The sequence below is a fragment of the Thauera sp. K11 genome, assembly GCF_002354895.1.
Lineage (GTDB): Bacteria > Pseudomonadota > Gammaproteobacteria > Burkholderiales > Rhodocyclaceae > Thauera > Thauera sinica.
This window is the reverse complement of the sequence record NZ_CP023439.1, coordinates 1,858,154-1,874,590: the sequence shown is the minus strand read 5'-3', so window position 1 is coordinate 1,874,590 and position 16,437 is coordinate 1,858,154. Positions and strand designations below refer to the sequence as shown.

The window sequence follows — 16,437 nt, the reverse complement described above, 5'->3', positions numbered from 1 at the left end:
TTAATCTCCGACGGGCAGATATTTGGTTACGGACAAACAGCCATTTCCAATATCTTTAATCACAATTTCGCGATCATTCTTGCCGAAAGTTCCATCTGCATGTTTCTCGTAGCCGAATCGATCAAAATAAGCAATTAAAGACTCATGCGCCAAAGCGGGATATCGAGGGCAGAACGTGACTGAACTCAACGCCATTGACATTCCGTCTTGCGGCTTTGATCTAAAATTCACATTCTCTGCTTCGATAATATCGATCACTCCCCTGATCTCACCATCAACGATGTACTTAAGTGGGGATGAATCGCTGATGCCGTCAAATTCATGGGCCACAAGAATGGCAGGAATAATCAGCACAATGATCGAGACGGCGACAACGCCAAACAATAGCTTCATTTTATTTCTTTGAATTTCTGACCAATAACTGCGGGACGAATCGTATCAAGCTCGGGAGGGAGTTTCCCTTTGTATGGCAAGCCTGATTGCACCTGCGGATTTGGAAATAGAATCGGATTGAATTCTTTATTCTTATTGACACCAACCCCGCCGTAAGCATCCCAAATTGCAAATGCCTGGTCTTTTGAAACCGGCTTGCAAACTCCTGAAAAATCGAAGCCAGGACGTAAGGCACGGTAGAACCCGATCAAATTGGAGACCAAGTCTTCGGCACTATATCCACTGTCCGTCAGGTGTCGATAAAACCAATTTGACTGAAGTGCTTCAAAAGCAATTGAAACATCCATGAAAATCGCTAAAGCGATTCCCTCTTGTTCGGACAGTGACGACAACTCACGTTGCACCTCATAGTGTTTGGTAACCGCATCCCTTATCCCGTGCCACCCCATGCTCTGGCTGTAAGAAACCCTAAGTGGGGTTTGGTCAAGCGCGCACTGAAATAATTTGGTTCCGGAGTTGATCTGTTTCCAAAGCGTTACCGCGCCTTCCAACCCTCTTCCATTCGGATTTGCATGACCGAGATCCACCCAGCCGCATTTCTCCGTATAGACAAGTCCGTAAGCCTTGAGAGAGCCGTCTTGCCGATATATTTCCGACTTATCTAAAATGTCCGCTCGTTTTGTCACATTCCACCTGTTGGCGAAACTAATTGGCTCACGGGAACAAGCCGTTTAACGCAGGTAACGAAAGGTACTGAAACCTGACTGCAGGGGTAGTCCATCGGTATATCGTCGGAAACGCTTTCGACGATGCCGTATTCGCGCAGCCTCACGTTGTTGGCAATGGTCAGCATGACGTAAGCCGCCAAAGCGAATGCATGATCAATGCTGCCAACCAATTGCGAGGCTCGATCATGTTCATTTTTCCCGAATACCCCAGAGCTGGAGCGCAAGCCCGGGGAATTCGCCGGCGGTGTGCAGGGCGAGCCCTCCCCTTCGCATCACCTCGGCCCACAGCGGAGAATTCCGCGAGACTTCGTAGTAGACGTAGCCGGCGTTGAAGGGGATTTGCCGGGGCGGCACGGGGAGCGCCTGCAGGGCGATGCCGGGCAGATGCGAGCGGATGATGTCGTTGATGTGCTCGGGCGGCGCCAGCTTGCTCTGGGCCATGAAGCGGCTCTGCAGGACGTCGCGCGGCATGTCGGCGGAAATGGCCAGCACCAGGGCGCTGAAGGAGGCCAGCATGGCGGTATCCACCACGGCAAGACGCAGGCCATGCCCCTTGTCTTCGAGGGGAATGAGCTGGGCGCTGCGGATCAGCACTTCGTTGAGGAGCTGTTGCACGTCGGCCACCACGGGTTTGATGCAGTCGTACAGCCGGGTGTGCTGGTAGGCCGGGTGTTCCTTGGGGCGGCGCGTGTCGGGACGGACGAAGGTGGAGAGTTCGCCGGCCAGGGTGATGAGGGCCGTATAGAGTTCGGCAGGCGAGGTTTCGACGACGCGCTGCAGATGCGTGAGGTAGGGCTCGTAGCGGTTGAGGATCTGCAGCAGCAGGTAGTCCGCGACTTCGGCCGTTTCGGCGGTCTTGCCGTCGCTGCCGGTCAGGCGGTTCGCCAGGGCCGTCGCGCGCAGGCGGACCAGGCTCAGTGTTTTGCCCAGCCAGTCCTTGAGCAAGGGGTCCGCCCCGTAGGCGTTGACCGGCGGGATGTGGATGTCGTCGTGGAGCGCGACGCTGCCGTCCGGCCGCAATGCCGCGATCCGCGCCAGCGACAGGCCGATCCAGCCGTCGGTCAGTTCCTTTTGTGGGAGAAGGCGCAGGCGCAGCGTGGAAAGCTGGACGAGCTTGGGCCCCTGGCGGATGGCGTTGGCATCGCGCAGTTCGTAGTCGTAGGCGGTATAGCGCGCAAGGGAATCGGACGCGTCATCGAAGCAGGTCTCTTCGCCATTGGGAATCCGGACGGGGACGGCGAGGTAGATTTCCTGTTCGAGATGTTCCGCCTGGATGGTGAGCGGCCTGGGCGGCGGCGTGCTGCCGGGAATGTCGAAACACGTGCCATCCGCGAACACGCCGGCAGCGCTTTGCAGGATCAGTTTGCCGAGGGTCAGTGCCTCGCTGTCGATGCTGAAATGGCTGAAGCCCCAGAAGAAGGGCGACAACGGCGCACTGCGCTTGTGTGCGTAGTGTTCGAGGTAGCGTTCCTGTTGCTGGAACAGTTGCGGGCGCAGGAACAGGCCCTCGTTCCAGACGACTTTGTTATGCCAGCTCATGGCGCCTCGGCTGAGAGGGAGTTGGGATCGGCATGCTCATTTCCTGACTTCGGTGATCGTGATGCCCCGTTCTTCGAGCCGGATGTCGAGGTGGGTCTTGTTGGCCGGGATCAAGGCCCGGTACCAGGCGGTTTCCGGCGCGTCCTTCAGGCGGTACACCGCCCGCCAGACGGATTTGCCCAGATCCCGGTAGCCGGCCAGCACGCCGATCGCGACCGTTGCCTGGTCGGACTTGCGTTCGATGACACGGCTTTCCCCCGGGCGCAGGAGGTAGCTTTCCTTTTTCAGGAGATCGGGGCCGATGACGGCTGCGTCCTTGTGGTAGAGGCTGAAATAGTCCGCCTGCTCGAAGGGCTGGCGTGATCGGCGCCGGCGGTATCTTCCTCGAAGGCGAATTCGTCGACCGGATTGCTCTTGGCGCCATAGGGCAGGCGCGCCAGGAAGCGCGGCATGGTCAGGCCGATGTAGCGTGCGTCCTCGGTGTTGCGCAGGCTGTTCCAGGGCGCGTATTCGAGGTTCTGCGTGAAGATCTTGGTCAGGTCGCGCGGGTTGGCGAGTTCCTGCCAGGATTCCATCTGCAGCACGGAGGGCGCAGCGCCGGCGATGAACGGGGTGTGTGCCGATGCGGCGATCCTGGCGATGGAGCCCAGCAGGTCGACGTCCGGCGGGGTATGGTCGAAGTAGTAATCCGCGATCAGGCAGCCATAGGGTTCGCCGCCCAGTTGGCCGTATTCCTGTTCGTAGATCTGCTTGAAGAGCGGGCTCTGATCCCAGGCGACGCCCTTGAAGCGCTTCATGGTACGGCGCAGGTCGTCCTTGGAGACGTCGATGCAGCGGATCTTCAGTTTTTCGTCGGTCTCGGTGTTGGAGACGAGATGGAACACGCCGCGCCAGGTCGATTCGAGTTGCTGGAAGTCCGGGTGATGCAGGATCAGGTTGATCTGCTCGGTCAGCTTCCGGTCGATCCCGGCAATGATGGCCGCGATGCTTTCATAGGCGTCGTCGCTCACGGTGACCGAGGCGGCGAGCGCCTGTTCGGCCAGGGTCTTGACCGCGGATTCGACGGCCTCCCGGGCCTGGTCGGTCTTGGGGCGGAATTCCTGATTGAGCAGACTGGCAAAGTCGGAGGCGTCGGCGTATTGGGCAGCGGCTTGCGCCGTCGAGGTCTGGGACATGATTTCTATTCCGATCGATGGAGTTTCGGGAGGCGGCTTATTCCTGCTCGGCCTGCTCTGCGGTTGCGGCCGGGGCGGGCTTGGGTGCCTTGGCCAGCGCGCTGAGCAAGGCCGGGTCCTTGAGCAGCGCGTTGACCAGGCTCTCGGCGCCGGCCTTGCCGTCCATGTAGGTCTGCAGGTTGGCGAGCTGGATACGGGCTTCCAGCAACTGGTTCAGGGCATCGACCTTGCGGGCCACGGCAGCCGGAGAGAAGTCCTCCATGCTCTCGAAGGTGATGTCCACCATGAGTTGTCCGTCGCCGCCGAGGGTGTTCGGAACGGCGAACGCGACGCGGGGTGCCTTCGCCTTCATGCGGTCGTCGAAGTTGTCGATGTCGATGTCGAGGAACTTGCGATCGCCCACCTGCGGGAGCGCTTCGCGCGGCTTGCCGGAGAGATCGGCCAACACGCCCATCACGAAGGGCAGCTCGATCTTTTTCTCCGAACCGTAGACTTCGACGTCGTATTCGATCTGGACCCGGGGTGCGCGATTGCGGGCAATGTATTTCTGGGCGCTGTTGGAAGTGCTCATCGTGGTTCCTCTTGAGTAGGGTTAAGCGGTGGGTCGAGCGACGGGAATGGCGGGATTTGCGGCATGGCGAAGCCGGTGCGTCAGCCGGCCTTCGGCGACGTCGAGATCGATTCGCTCGATGACCCGCTGCTGCTCCAGGGCTTCCAGCCAGCAGCGACCGAGCATGGGCAGGACGTGCTGCTCGATATGGGAGATCAGCAAGCGGGCGCCGGATTCGGTGACGTTGCAGGCGTCGACGATGTGCGGCGCAACGCGGTCGGCAATCTCGAGCACGATGCCGTGCTGATCCACCAGACGCTGTTTGACCCGATCGAGCTGCAGCTTCACGATGTGGGCCAGGATTTCGGATCGGAGAGGCAGGTAAGGCACGACATGGAGGCGGCCGAGGAACGCCGCCGGGAAAGCCTTGAGCAGTTCTGCGCGCATCGCATCCCGCAAGGCGGCGGGCTTGGGCATCGATTCCGGCGCTTCGTACAGGCCGGCAAGCAGATCCGATCCGGCATTGCTGGTCAGCAGGATGACCGTATTCCTGAAGTCGACCAGGCGCCCTTCGCCGTCTTCCATCCAGCCCTTGTCGAAGACCTGGAAGAAGATCTCGTGCACATCGCGGTGGGCCTTTTCGATCTCGTCCAGCAGGATGACGCTGTAGGGGCGGCGGCGGACCGCTTCGGTCAGCACGCCCCCTTCTCCATAGCCGACATAGCCGGGCGGCGCCCCCTTGAGGGTGGAGACCGTGTGCGCTTCCTGGAACTCGCTCATGTTGAAGGTGACGAGATTCTGCTCGCCGCCATACAGGGCTTCGGCCAGGGCCAATGCAGTCTCGGTCTTGCCGACGCCGGAGGGGCCGGCCAGCAGGAACACGCCGATCGGCTTGTTCGGGTCGCTCATGCCGGCGCGGGCCACCTGAATACGTTCGGCGATCAGGTCGAGAGCGTCCTGCTGCCCGATGACTCGCCGGGCCAGATGCGCGGAAAGGTCGAGCACGGCGGCGATTTCGTCCTTGACCATGCGCCCGACCGGGATGCCGGTCCACTCGGAAACGATGGTGGCAACCGTCGCTTCATCGACTTCGGGATGAACCAGCGGCTGGCCGCCCTGCAGTTCGGCCAGGCTTGATTCGAGCACAGGGAACTCGGAAGACGATCCGGGTTCGTCCTGCATTTCCAGATGCCGGGCACGCGCCCCCAGCAGTCTTTCGACCAGTTCCCGCTCTGCCTGCCAGCGTGTTTCCAGGCTGTCGATTTCCGCCTCGAGACGGGCGAGTCTGGCGCCCAGCGCACTCAATGCTTCGCCGTGGTTGCGGCCGAGCCGGCGCTGTTTCTCGAGGATGCCTCGTTCAATCAGCGCGGCTTCGCGATCCCGCTTGAGCAGTTGCAGGCGGCCGGGGGGCGTATGCAGGGACAGTGCGACGCGGGCGCAGGCGGTATCCAGCAGGCTGATGGCCTTGTCCGGCAACTGGCGGGAGGGAATGTAGCGGCTCGACAGGCTCACCGCGGCTCGTATCGCCTCGTCGACGATGAGCACGCCGTGGTGTTTTTCGAAGGTGCCGGAGAGTCCGCGGACCATGTCGATGGCGAGCGCCTCCGCGGGTTCGTGGATCTGCAGAAGCTGGAAGCGCCGGGTCAGCGCGGCATCTTTCTCTATATGGCGTTTGTACTCGCTCCAGGTGGTGGCGCCGATGGTACGGAGTCCGCCGCGGGCCAGTGCCGGCTTCAGCAGATTGGCGGCATCGCCGGTTCCCGCGTTGCCACCGGCGCCGATCAGCGTATGGATCTCGTCGATGAAGAGGACGATGGGTTTCGCGGAACGCCCCGCTTCTTCGAGGACGGCCTTGAGGCGCGACTCGAACTCCCCTTTCATGCTGGCCCCGGCCAGCATGGCGCCCAGGTCGAGATTGAGCAGGCGCACGTCCAGCAGCGCCGGCGGCACTTTCCCGCTGGCGATGGCCAGGGCCAGCCCTTCTGCGACGGCCGTCTTGCCGACACCGGCCTCACCCGTGAGCAACGGGTTGTTCTGGCGACGACGAAGCAGGATGTCCGTCATGGTCCGGACTTCCTGTTCGCGCCCGACCACCGGATCGATCCGGCCATCGCGGGCGAGTTGCGTCAGGTCGATGGAGTATTTGTCGAGCGCCGACCCATTGCCTCCAGGCGGCACGATGGCGCCGCTGGCTTCGCCGGGCAGTGCCGGGGCCAGATCGATGCCGTCCTGGGCGGGCTCGTGCTGTTCCGGAGATTGCGCCACGAGCGTCGGCAGGATGCCGGCCAGCGTGTCGATGGGAATCCGCCGGAACGAAGGGCAGATGTCCAGGCAGGCCAGACGTAGCTCCGGGGTCTGGAGCAAGGCGAGCAGCAAATGGGATGTGCGAATCCTGTTGTCGCCGAAGGCCAGCGTTGCGATCACCCACGCCCGCTCGATCGCGGTCTCGATGTGCGGCGCAAAATTGCTGATCGAGGTGGCGCCGCCGGGCAGGCGCGCCAGCGCGTCGGCGAGTTCGCGGTCGGTCTCGCGGGACGCTATGGCGAAATGCCGGGCAATCCGGTGGATGTCGCTATCGCCCCCCTGCAAGATCTGATGCAGCCAGTGCACCAGCTCGATGTAGGGATTGCCCCTCAGCTTGCAGAAGGCGGTTGCGCTCTCGATGCTGCGAAATGCAGTCAGGCCGAGTTTGCCAAAAAGAGACTTCCGGGGTATCGCCAAGATTTCACCCTTTCGCAACATCGGCAGCATCGCCGGAGCCGTGCATGCCCCTCCTTCCGCCTCCGACTATGCTGAACGAAAACACCGTAAACTCTTTTTGCATATCAATAACTCAATTGTATATGCCGACATTCTCGATTCAACAGACGCGGTGCGTCAAGATGCTTGTCGTCTGGTTCATGCCGCCGATCGTTCTTGCTGTCGGCATGCAGGTGGTCGAAGAGGAATACGATGCGGCGAGGGCCGGGCGTGACGATGCCCGGTGGTGGTCTGTTGCGGGTACGGGCAGACGGCGGTGCTCGTATCCCGAGAGGCACCAGGGGCAAGCGTCTTGCGCTTACCGTCGAAACGGAAGTCGAGGCAGCGGAGTCCGGCGCCGGCGGGCAGGATCGGCGGATGCATCCCGCGGCTCATCGGCGGGCTTGCAAGCCTTGTCTCGGGCCTAGCCCGTCAAATCGGCGGCCGGCCAAGGGAATGGTGGTGGCGCTCGCGGTGGAGCGTATGTCGGGATACCACCAGGGCGCCCACTGTCAGCGGTATGGCGCGGTGGGGCTTCCGGAGACACAGGAAAAGAAAAAACCCGCAAGGCCAGGAGCCATGCGGGTTTTCGACACTACTGATATTGCTCGCTACAAGGTGTCTGGTGGGTGCTGACGGGATCGAACCGCCGACATCCAGCTTGTAAGGCTAGCGCTCTACCATCTGAGCTAAGCACCCCGCGCGGAAAAGGCGACGAACGTGGCGCCCGCCCAGCGAAGCTCGCTAGTTTAGCGCATCTTTCAAGCCTTTGCCAGGACGGAACTTCGGCACCTTGGCTGCCTTGATCTTGATGTTCTTGCCGGTACGCGGATTACGGCCCGTCCGCGCTGCGCGCTCCCCGACATGGAAGGTGCCGAACCCGACCAGGGTTACCGAATCTCCTTTTTCCAGTGCCCCTCTGACGGCTTCGAGCGCGCCATCCAGCGCACGACCTGCGGTGGTCTTCGAAATGTCGGCACGCGTGGCAATTGCGTCGATCAGTTCAGATTTGTTCATGAAGCGGCTCCCTCGATGATTACTGCGATCTATTGGCACAACGCAACCGACTCGGCGCAAGCCGGAACCGGCGTGGCATTCACGGGAAACTCGAATCGTCTTGCAAACTGCGTGGGATTTATAGCGCGCAAAAAATCGGCGTGTCAAGCGTGTGAAATGCAACAAGGGCGCGGCATGCAGAGCATGCCGCGCCCTTTTTCGCACCGTTTCCGGCAGCGGCGCCCGAACGGTCAATGCGCCCGCAGGTTCATGGACGTCGCCCCGGTGTCCTCGGACTGGGCCGCGACGACCGGCGCTACTTCCGGCGAGGCATCCGGCAAGGGTTCCGGCTTGCGTTCGAGAGCCCGCTCCAGCACCTGATCGATCCACTTCACCGGCAGGATCTCGATCGCGTTCTTGATGTTGTCCGGAATATCCACCAGATCCTTGACGTTCTCCTCCGGAATCAGCGCCGTCCGGATGCCGCCGCGGACGGCTGCGAGGAGCTTTTCCTTGAGGCCGCCGATCGCCAGCACTTCGCCGCGCAGCGTGATCTCCCCGGTCATCGCCACGTCGCAGCGCACCGGAATCCCGGACAGCACGGACACCAGCGCGGTCGCGATGGCGATGCCGGCCGACGGGCCATCCTTCGGAATGGCGCCTTCCGGCAGGTGGATGTGGATGTCGCTCTTCTGGTAGAAGTCGTCCTCGATGCCCAGCGAGCGCGCCCGCTTGCGGACCACCGACAGCGCAGCCTGGATGGACTCCTGCATCACTTCGCCGAGCTTGCCGGTCGTCATGACCTTGCCCTTGCCGGGCAACTGGACCGCCTCGATGGTGAGCAGCTCGCCACCCACTTCAGTCCATGCGAGCCCGGTCACCTGGCCGATCTGGTTCAGCTTTTCGGCGATGCCGAAGCTGTATTTCCGGACGCCGAGGAACTTGTCGAGGTTCCTGGCGTTGACGATGATCTTGCTCGAACGCTTGCGCAGCACGAGCTGCTTGACGACCTTGCGGCAGATCTTGGAGATTTCGCGTTCCATGCCGCGCACTCCGGCTTCGCGCGTGTAGTAGCGCACCACGTCGCGCAGCGCCTCTTCGGTCACCGACAGTTCGTCGCGCTTCAGGCCGTTGTTCTTCATCTGCTTGGGCAGCAGATAGCGCATCGAGATGTTGACCTTTTCGTCCTCCGTGTAGCCGGACAGCCGGATCACCTCCATGCGGTCGAGCAGCGCGGGCGGAATGTTCAGTGTGTTGGCCGTCGCCACGAACATCACGTCGGACAGGTCGAAATCGACCTCGACGTAGTGATCCTGGAAGGTGTGGTTCTGCTCCGGGTCGAGCACTTCGAGCAGCGCCGACGACGGGTCGCCGCGGAAATCCATGCCGAGCTTGTCCACCTCGTCGAGCAGGAACAGCGGGTTCTTGACACCGACCTTGCTCATGTTCTGCAGGATCTTGCCGGGCATCGAGCCGATGTAGGTGCGGCGATGGCCGCGGACCTCGGCCTCGTCGCGCACGCCGCCCAACGCCATGCGGATGAACTTGCGGTTGGTCGCCTTGGCGATCGACTGCCCGAGCGAAGTCTTGCCCACGCCCGGGGGGCCCACCAGGCAGAGGATGGGCGCCTTGACCTTGTCGACTCGCTGCTGCACCGCGAGGTATTCGAGGATGCGTTCCTTCACCCGTTCGAGGCCGTAGTGGTCTCTGTCGAGGATCTTCTCGGCCTCGGCCAGGTCCTTGCTGACGCGCGACTTCTTCTTCCAGGGCAGGCCGATCAGGGTGTCGATGTAGTTGCGCACCACGGTCGCCTCGGCGGACATCGGTGACATCAGGCGCAGCTTCTTGAATTCGGCGTCGGCCTTGGCCAAGGCCTCCTTGGGCATGCCGGCGGCCTTGATCTTCTTGTCCATCTCCTCGAGATCGGCGCCGTCCTCGCCTTCGCCGAGTTCCTTCTGGATGGCCTTGACCTGTTCGTTCAGGTAGTACTCGCGCTGGCTCTTCTCCATCTGGCGCTTCACGCGGCCGCGGATGCGCTTCTCGACCTGCAGGATGTCGAGTTCGGCTTCGAGCTGGTTGAGGAGCTTCTCGAGACGCTCGCCGGTGTTGAACATCTCGAGCACCTCCTGCTTCTGCTCGAGCTTGAGCGGCAGGTGGGCGGCGATCGTGTCGGCGAGCCGGCCCGCCTCCTCGATGCCCGCGAGCGAGGTCAGGATCTCCGGCGGGATCTTCTTGTTCAGCTTAACGTACTGGTCGAACTGGGCGATGATCGCCCTGCGCATCGCCTCGACCTCGTTGTTGCCCGGCTCCGGCACGGACACCGGCGTGACCTTGGCGACGAAGAGCTGGCGCAGGTCCTCGACCGAATCGATGCGGGCGCGCTGCACGCCTTCGACCAGCACCTTGATCGTACCGTCCGGCAGCTTGAGCATCTGCAGGATGTTGGCGATGCAGCCGATCGAATAGAGATCCTCGACGGAAGGCTCGTCCTTGGAAGCGGACTTCTGGGCGACGAGGAGGATGCTCTTGCCCGCCTCCATCGCGTTCTCCAGTGCCTTGATCGACTTCGGCCGCCCGACGAACAACGGGATGACCATGTGCGGAAACACCACTACGTCGCGCAGCGGCAGCAGCGGCAGTTCCATCTGTTCGTGGGAGAAGTCAGCGGGACCCGACATTTTCATTTTCCTTGTTAGAAAGGTCATACCCATATGTGGGCATGACCTGGAAATTCAAGCGGCGGGTGGCGGCCGGAGAGCACCCGACCGCGGCGGGCGTCAGTTCGAGCCGGAAACCTTCTGCTGTTCGGCGTATATCAGCAGGGGTTTGGCGCCATCCTCGATGGTGTTCTCGTCGACCACGGCCTTCGTCACGCCGTCCAGCGTGGGCAGGTCGTACATGATGTCGAGCAGCGCCGCCTCGAGGATGGAGCGCAGGCCGCGCGCACCCGTCTTGCGTTTGATCGCCTTGCGTGCCACCGCGTGCAGCGCCGCCGGCCGGATCTCGAGTTCCACGCCTTCCATCGAGAACAGCTTCTGGTACTGCTTGACCAGGGCGTTCTTGGGCTCGACCAGGATCTGGATCAGCGCGTCCTCGTCCAGTTCCTGCAGCGTCGCCACCACCGGCAGACGGCCGATCAGTTCGGGGATGAGCCCGAACTTGATGAGGTCTTCCGGCTCGACCTGGCGGAAGGTCTCGGTGAGGCTGCTGCCGTCGCGGCTCTTCACCTCGGCACCGAAACCGATGCCGACCTTTTCGGTACGGTTGCGGATGACCTTTTCCAGCCCGTCGAATGCGCCGCCGCAGATGAACAGCACGTTGGTGGTGTCGACCTGGATGAAATCCTGGTTGGGATGCTTGCGCCCGCCTTGCGGTGGAATCGAAGCCACCGTGCCTTCGATGAGCTTGAGCAGCGCCTGCTGCACGCCTTCGCCCGATACGTCGCGGGTGATCGAGGGGTTGTCGGCCTTGCGGGAGATCTTGTCGATCTCGTCGATGTACACGATGCCCTGCTGCGCCTTCTCGACATCGTAGTCGCACTTCTGCAGCAGTTTCTGGATGATGTTCTCGACGTCCTCGCCGACGTAGCCGGCTTCGGTCAGCGTCGTCGCGTCGGCCATCACGAAGGGCACGTTGAGCAGGCGGGCTAGCGTCTGGGCGAGCAGCGTCTTGCCCGAACCGGTGGGGCCGATCAGCAGGATGTTGCTCTTGGACAGTTCCACGTCGTCCTGCTTGCCGGACAGGTGGCGCAGGCGCTTGTAGTGGTTGTAGACCGCGACCGACAGGCTGCGCTTGGCGAGCGCCTGGCCGATGACGTACTGGTCGAGGATCTCGCAGATCTCGCGCGGCGTCGGCAGGTCGCCCTTGACGCCCTCGATCTCGGCGCCTGCGCCGATCTCGTCGCGGATGATGTCGTTGCACAGCTCGATGCATTCATCGCAGATGAACACGGACGGGCCGGCAATCAGCTTGCGGACCTCATGCTGGCTCTTGCCGCAAAACGAGCAGTAGAGCAGCTTCTCGGCGCTGCCTTTCTTGTCCGACATGGTCTGTTCTCCCGGATCAGGTGTCGGCGCGGCTCGTCAGCACCTTGTCGATCAGCCCGTACTCGACGGCCGCCGTGGCGGACATGAAATTGTCGCGGTCGGTGTCTTTCTCGATCTGCTCGATGGTCTGGCCGGTGTGCTTGGCCAGCATGCCGTTGAGCCGTTCACGCAGGTAAAGGATCTCGCGGGCGTGGATCTCGATGTCCGACGCCTGGCCCTGGAAGCCGCCCAGGGGCTGGTGGATCATCACCCGCGAGTTGGGCAGGCAGTAGCGCTTGCCCTTCTCCCCGGCGGCGAGCAGGAACGCGCCCATGCTCGCGGCCTGGCCGATGCACAGCGTGCTGACGTTCGGCTTGATGAACTGCATGGTGTCGTAGATCGCCATGCCCGCCGTCACCGAACCGCCCGGAGAGTTGATGTAGAAGTAGATGTCCTTGTCCGGATTCTCGGACTCGAGGAAGAGCAACTGGGCGACGATCAGATTGGCCGTCACGTCGTTGACGGGGCCGACGAGGAACACCACCCGCTCCTTCAGTAGGCGCGAATAGATGTCGTAGGCGCGCTCGCCGCGACCGCTCTGTTCGACCACCATCGGTACCAGGCCGAGGCCGACCGGGTTCCAGTCGCTGCTGTGCTGTGGTGTTCCTTGCATCATTCGTCAGACCCTTTGCGGCCTCAGGCCGCGCTACCCATCAGTTCGTCAAACGCGATCGTCTTGTCGGTCGTGTCGGCCTTCTCGCAGACCCAGGCCACCACGTTGTCTTCGATCACAACCGACTCCGCCTGCGCCAGGCGATCCGGCTGTGCGTAATACCAGCGTACCAGTTCGGCCGGGTCTTCGTAACTCTGCGCCATCTCCTCGACGAGCCCGCGAACCTGCTCCGGCTTGGCGTGCAGGTCGTTGGTCTTCACGATCTCGGCCATGATCAGCCCCAGCTTCACGCGGCGTTCCGCCTGGTCGGCAAACCACGCGGCCTCGACCGGGATGTCCTTCGTCTTCAGCCCGCGCATCTCGAGGTCGCGGCGCGCGTTGTCGGCGAGCTGGCCGGCTTCGGCCTCGACGAGCGCCTTCGGCACTTCGATCGGGGTGACCGCCAGCAGCGCTTCCATCACCTGTTCCTTCACCTTCGCCTGGATGCGGCGCTTCACTTCGCGCTGCAGGTTGGTCTTCACCTCCTCGCGCAGCTTGGCCACGTCGCCGTCGGCAACGCCCAGCGCCTTGGCGAAGTCGTCGCTCACCTCGGGCAGCACCGGCGCCTCGACCGCCTTCACGGTGATCTCGAACTGCACGGCCTGGCCCGCCAGGTTCTTGGCGTGGTAGTCCTCGGGGAAGGTCATGTCGAAGGTCTTGCTATCACCCGCCTTCAGGTCGACGACCGCGCTCTCGAAGTCCTTCAGCATCGAGCCGGCGCCGATCACGAACGGGAAATCCTGACCCGAGCCGCCTTCGAAGAGTTCACCGTCCTTGCGGCCGGCGAAGTCGATCACGACGCGATCACCCTCCCCCGCGGCGCGGTCGGCCGCAACGAAGGTGGTGCGCTGCTTGCGCAGCACTTCGATGGTCTTGTCGACTTCGGCATCGGTCACTTCCAGGGTCGGGCGCTCGACCTTCCGGCCGGCGAGGTCACCGGGGACCACGTCCGGATAGACCTCGAACACGGCGCTGAATTCCAGCACGTCGGTGCTCGAAGCTTCCTTCGGCTCGATGCGCGGATAGCCCGCCACGCGCAGGTTCTGCTCCCTCACCCGTTCGCCGAAGGCTTTCTCGACCGCCGCGCCGATCGCCTCGGAGCGCGCCTGCGGACCATGCGTCTGGGCGACGATCTTCAACGGCACCTTGCCCGGGCGGAAACCCGGCATCTTGACGGTGCGAGCCATGCGCTTGAGGCGCGCATCCACTTCCTTTTCGATGTCCGCCAGCGCCACGGACATGTCGATGCGGCGCTCCAGCGCGCTCTTGGCTTCCTGGTTGGTCTGCATTAAGTCGATCCTGACAAGTCAAAAAATCCGTCCCCGGAAGCGTAATCCAGGCTGGAAACCCGAGGCTTCCATCCGGCATCCACCGCGAACACGTTTGAAGAAACTTTGCATTCTAGCACAGGGCCTGCCCGATCCTTCCAGCGCGGAGCACCCCCGAAAACCTGCCTGGCGCTATGCAAAAAAGCACAAAATCGGACGGAACTCGCGAGCGCGCCGGGTCTCTCAGCGTCAGACTCGGATCGTGCAGGAATGCAGACCGGGCGGCGCCGCGCAGTAGTTCGCGACCGCAGCACAGAACTCTTCGAGCCGCTGAACGGCCCCCATGCAAGGAGACATTGCCATGACCATCTTCAACGCCTACCAGGCTCGCTACGAGGCGGCCCGAGAGGAGGAGATGTCCCTGCAGGACTACCTCGAACTCTGCCGCAGCGACCGCACCGCCTACGCCACCGCCGCCGAGCGCATGCTGATGGCGATCGGCGAACCGGAACTCGTCGACACCCGGCTCGACCCGCGGCTGTCGCGCATCTTCTCCAACAAGGTGCTCAAGATCTACCCCGCCTTCCGCGACTTCTACGGCATGGAAGAGGTCATCGAGCACATCGTGTCCTACTTCCGCCACGCCGCGCAGGGGCTGGAGGAAAAGAAGCAGATCCTCTACCTGCTCGGGCCGGTGGGCGGCGGCAAGTCCTCGCTCGCCGAGAAGCTCAAGAGCCTGATCGAGAAGGTGCCCTTCTACGCGATCAAGGGCTCGCCGGTGAGCGAGTCGCCGCTGGGGCTGTTCGACGTCGCCGAGGACGGGCGCATCCTGGAGGAGGATTACGGCATCCCGCGCCGCTACCTCAACACCATCATGAGCCCGTGGGCGGTCAAGCGCCTGAACGAGTTCGGCGGCGACATCACGAAGTTCCGCGTGGTCAAGCTCACGCCCTCGGTGCTCAGGCAGACCGCGGTGGCCAAGACCGAGCCCGGCGACGAGAACAACCAGGACATCTCGTCGCTGGTGGGCAAGATCGACATCCGCAAGCTCGAGCAGTATTCGCAGGACGACCCCGACGCCTACAGCTACTCGGGCGGGCTGTGCCTGGCCAACCGCGGGCTGCTCGAGTTCGTCGAGATGTTCAAGGCACCGATCAAGGTGCTGCACCCGCTGCTCACCGCCACGCAGGAGGGCAACTACAAGGGCACCGAGGGCTTCGGCGCGATCCCGTTCGACGGCATCGTGATGGCGCACTCGAACGAGTCCGAATGGGTGGCGTTCAAGAACAACAAGAACAACGAAGCCTTCCTCGACCGCATCTACACCGTCAAGGTGCCCTACTGCCTGCGCGTGTCGGACGAGATCCGCATCTACGAGAAGCTTCTCATCCACAGCTCGCTGTCGGAAGCGCCCTGCGCCCCGGACACGCTGAAGATGATGGGGCAGTTCTCGGTGCTCTCCCGGCTCAAGGAGCCGGAGAACTCCAGCATCTTCTCCAAGATGCGCGTCTATGACGGCGAGAACCTGAAGGACACCGACCCGAAGGCCAAGAGCTACCAGGAATACCGCGACTACGCCGGCGTCGATGAAGGCATGACCGGGCTTTCCACCCGCTTCGCCTTCAAGGTGCTGTCCAAGGTGTTCAACTTCGACCACCGCGAGGTCGCCGCCAACCCGGTGCACCTGATGTACGTGCTCGAGCAGCAGATCGAGCAGGAACAGTTCCCGCCCGACACCGAAGCGCGCTACATGGCCTATATCAAGGAGTATCTGGCGCCGCGCTACGCGGAGTTCATCGGCAAGGAGATCCAGACCGCCTACCTCGAGAGCTACTCCGAATACGGCCAGAACATCTTCGACCGCTACGTCACCTACGCCGACTTCTGGATCCAGGACCAGGAATTCCGCGACCCCAACACCGGCGAGATCCTCGACCGCGCCGCGCTCAACGAGGAGCTGGAGAAGATCGAGAAGCCGGCGGGCATCAGCAACCCCAAGGACTTCCGCAACGAGGTGGTGAACTTCGTGCTGCGCGCGCGCGCCAAGCACGACGGCCGCAACCCGAGCTGGACCTCCTACGAAAAGCTGCGCGCGGTGATCGAGAAGAAGATGTTCTCCAACACCGAGGACCTCCTGCCGGTCATCAGCTTCAACGCCAAGGCCAGCGCCGACGAGCAGAAGAAGCACCAGGACTTCGTCAACCGCATGATCGAGAAGGGCTACACCGAGAAGCAGGTGCGCCTGCTGTGCGAGTGGTACCTGCGCGTGCGCAAGTCGTCGTAAGCGTCCCGGCCGATCCGCGGCGACGGCA

At 62.5% G+C, this 16,437-nt stretch carries 14 protein-coding genes and 1 tRNA gene; 1 reads left to right on the top strand and 14 read right to left on the bottom strand.

What is annotated here, in order from left to right; translation table 11 throughout:
- From CCZ27_RS23435 to tig, 14 genes are all read right to left on the bottom strand, one after another.
- Positions 1–393, bottom strand: a complete 393-nt coding sequence (locus tag CCZ27_RS23435) for a hypothetical protein (RefSeq protein WP_157748496.1) — start codon at positions 391–393, stop codon at positions 1–3.
- Positions 390–1,079, bottom strand: a complete 690-nt coding sequence (locus tag CCZ27_RS23430; RefSeq protein WP_157748495.1) for a hypothetical protein — start codon at positions 1,077–1,079, stop codon at positions 390–392. The genes CCZ27_RS23435 and CCZ27_RS23430 overlap by 4 nt, the downstream gene beginning before the upstream one ends.
- Positions 1,076–1,246 carry a hypothetical protein gene (locus CCZ27_RS23425; RefSeq protein ID WP_157748494.1) on the bottom strand — a complete coding sequence of 57 codons (171 nt, stop codon included), beginning with the start codon at positions 1,244–1,246 and terminating at the stop codon, positions 1,076–1,078. The genes CCZ27_RS23430 and CCZ27_RS23425 overlap by 4 nt, the downstream gene beginning before the upstream one ends.
- A 64-nt stretch (positions 1,247–1,310) precedes the next feature.
- Positions 1,311–2,660 carry a type VI secretion system baseplate subunit TssK gene (gene tssK / locus CCZ27_RS08180; RefSeq protein WP_096447197.1) on the bottom strand — a complete coding sequence of 450 codons (1,350 nt, stop codon included), beginning with the start codon at positions 2,658–2,660 and terminating at the stop codon, positions 1,311–1,313.
- 36 nt (positions 2,661–2,696) lie between these two features.
- Positions 2,697–2,963 (bottom strand): type VI secretion system lipoprotein TssJ, encoded by a 267-nt coding sequence (gene tssJ / locus CCZ27_RS08175; protein ID WP_232516654.1) that lies wholly within the window; start codon positions 2,961–2,963, stop codon positions 2,697–2,699.
- Positions 2,945–3,835 (bottom strand): type VI secretion system contractile sheath large subunit, encoded by an 891-nt coding sequence (gene tssC / locus CCZ27_RS08170; RefSeq protein WP_198363294.1) that lies wholly within the window; start codon positions 3,833–3,835, stop codon positions 2,945–2,947. Before tssC ends, tssJ begins: the two co-directional genes overlap by 19 nt.
- A gap of 37 nt (positions 3,836–3,872) precedes the next feature.
- Positions 3,873–4,406 (bottom strand): type VI secretion system contractile sheath small subunit, encoded by a 534-nt coding sequence (gene tssB / locus CCZ27_RS08165; RefSeq protein WP_096447193.1) that lies wholly within the window; start codon positions 4,404–4,406, stop codon positions 3,873–3,875.
- A gap of 21 nt (positions 4,407–4,427) precedes the next feature.
- Complete coding sequence (tssH, locus tag CCZ27_RS08160; RefSeq protein WP_198363293.1) at positions 4,428–7,136, bottom strand: type VI secretion system ATPase TssH; 2,709 nt, start codon at positions 7,134–7,136, stop codon at positions 4,428–4,430.
- Between the two features lie 611 nt (positions 7,137–7,747).
- Positions 7,748–7,823, bottom strand: a tRNA-Val gene (locus CCZ27_RS08155).
- 45 nt (positions 7,824–7,868) lie between these two features.
- The gene (locus CCZ27_RS08150) at positions 7,869–8,141 is read right to left on the bottom strand and encodes an HU family DNA-binding protein (RefSeq protein ID WP_096447191.1); all 273 of its coding nucleotides are present in this window, start codon (positions 8,139–8,141) and stop codon (positions 7,869–7,871) included.
- Between the two features lie 230 nt (positions 8,142–8,371).
- Positions 8,372–10,798, bottom strand: coding sequence for an endopeptidase La (gene lon / locus CCZ27_RS08145; protein ID WP_096447189.1), 2,427 nt, complete (start codon positions 10,796–10,798; stop codon positions 8,372–8,374).
- Positions 10,799–10,897: 99 nt separating this feature from the next.
- Positions 10,898–12,166 (bottom strand): ATP-dependent Clp protease ATP-binding subunit ClpX, encoded by a 1,269-nt coding sequence (gene clpX / locus CCZ27_RS08140; protein WP_096447187.1) that lies wholly within the window; start codon positions 12,164–12,166, stop codon positions 10,898–10,900.
- A gap of 16 nt (positions 12,167–12,182) precedes the next feature.
- Positions 12,183–12,821, bottom strand: coding sequence for an ATP-dependent Clp endopeptidase proteolytic subunit ClpP (gene clpP / locus CCZ27_RS08135; RefSeq protein ID WP_096447185.1), 639 nt, complete (start codon positions 12,819–12,821; stop codon positions 12,183–12,185).
- A 20-nt stretch (positions 12,822–12,841) separates the two neighbouring features.
- Entirely contained in the window at positions 12,842–14,146 is a 1,305-nt protein-coding gene (gene tig, locus CCZ27_RS08130) for a trigger factor (protein WP_096447183.1), read from the bottom strand.
- Between the two features lie 340 nt (positions 14,147–14,486).
- On the opposite strand from tig, the gene CCZ27_RS08125 reads away from it, so the two are divergent.
- Entirely contained in the window at positions 14,487–16,409 is a 1,923-nt protein-coding gene (locus CCZ27_RS08125; protein ID WP_096447181.1) for a PrkA family serine protein kinase, read from the top strand.
- The last annotated feature ends 28 nt before the right edge of the window (positions 16,410–16,437 follow it).

Excerpts from the sequence above, each read along its gene's own strand:
- tssC (WP_198363294.1), bottom strand. The coding sequence starts at position 3,835 with ATGTCCCAGACCTCGACGGCGCAAGCCGCTGCCCAATACGCCGACGCC.
- CCZ27_RS08150 (WP_096447191.1), bottom strand. The coding sequence starts at position 8,141 with ATGAACAAATCTGAACTGATCGACGCAATTGCCACGCGTGCCGACATT.
- tssH (WP_198363293.1), bottom strand. The coding sequence starts at position 7,136 with ATGCTGCCGATGTTGCGAAAGGGTGAAATCTTGGCGATACCCCGGAAG.
- CCZ27_RS23435 (WP_157748496.1), bottom strand. The coding sequence starts at position 393 with ATGAAGCTATTGTTTGGCGTTGTCGCCGTCTCGATCATTGTGCTGATT.
- tig (WP_096447183.1), bottom strand. The coding sequence starts at position 14,146 with ATGCAGACCAACCAGGAAGCCAAGAGCGCGCTGGAGCGCCGCATCGAC.
- tssK (WP_096447197.1), bottom strand. The coding sequence starts at position 2,660 with ATGAGCTGGCATAACAAAGTCGTCTGGAACGAGGGCCTGTTCCTGCGC.
- lon (WP_096447189.1), bottom strand. The coding sequence starts at position 10,798 with ATGTCGGGTCCCGCTGACTTCTCCCACGAACAGATGGAACTGCCGCTG.
- CCZ27_RS08125 (WP_096447181.1), top strand. The coding sequence starts at position 14,487 with ATGACCATCTTCAACGCCTACCAGGCTCGCTACGAGGCGGCCCGAGAG.
- clpX (WP_096447187.1), bottom strand. The coding sequence starts at position 12,166 with ATGTCGGACAAGAAAGGCAGCGCCGAGAAGCTGCTCTACTGCTCGTTT.
- tssB (WP_096447193.1), bottom strand. The coding sequence starts at position 4,406 with ATGAGCACTTCCAACAGCGCCCAGAAATACATTGCCCGCAATCGCGCA.
- clpP (WP_096447185.1), bottom strand. The coding sequence starts at position 12,821 with ATGATGCAAGGAACACCACAGCACAGCAGCGACTGGAACCCGGTCGGC.
- CCZ27_RS23425 (WP_157748494.1), bottom strand. The coding sequence starts at position 1,246 with ATGCTGACCATTGCCAACAACGTGAGGCTGCGCGAATACGGCATCGTC.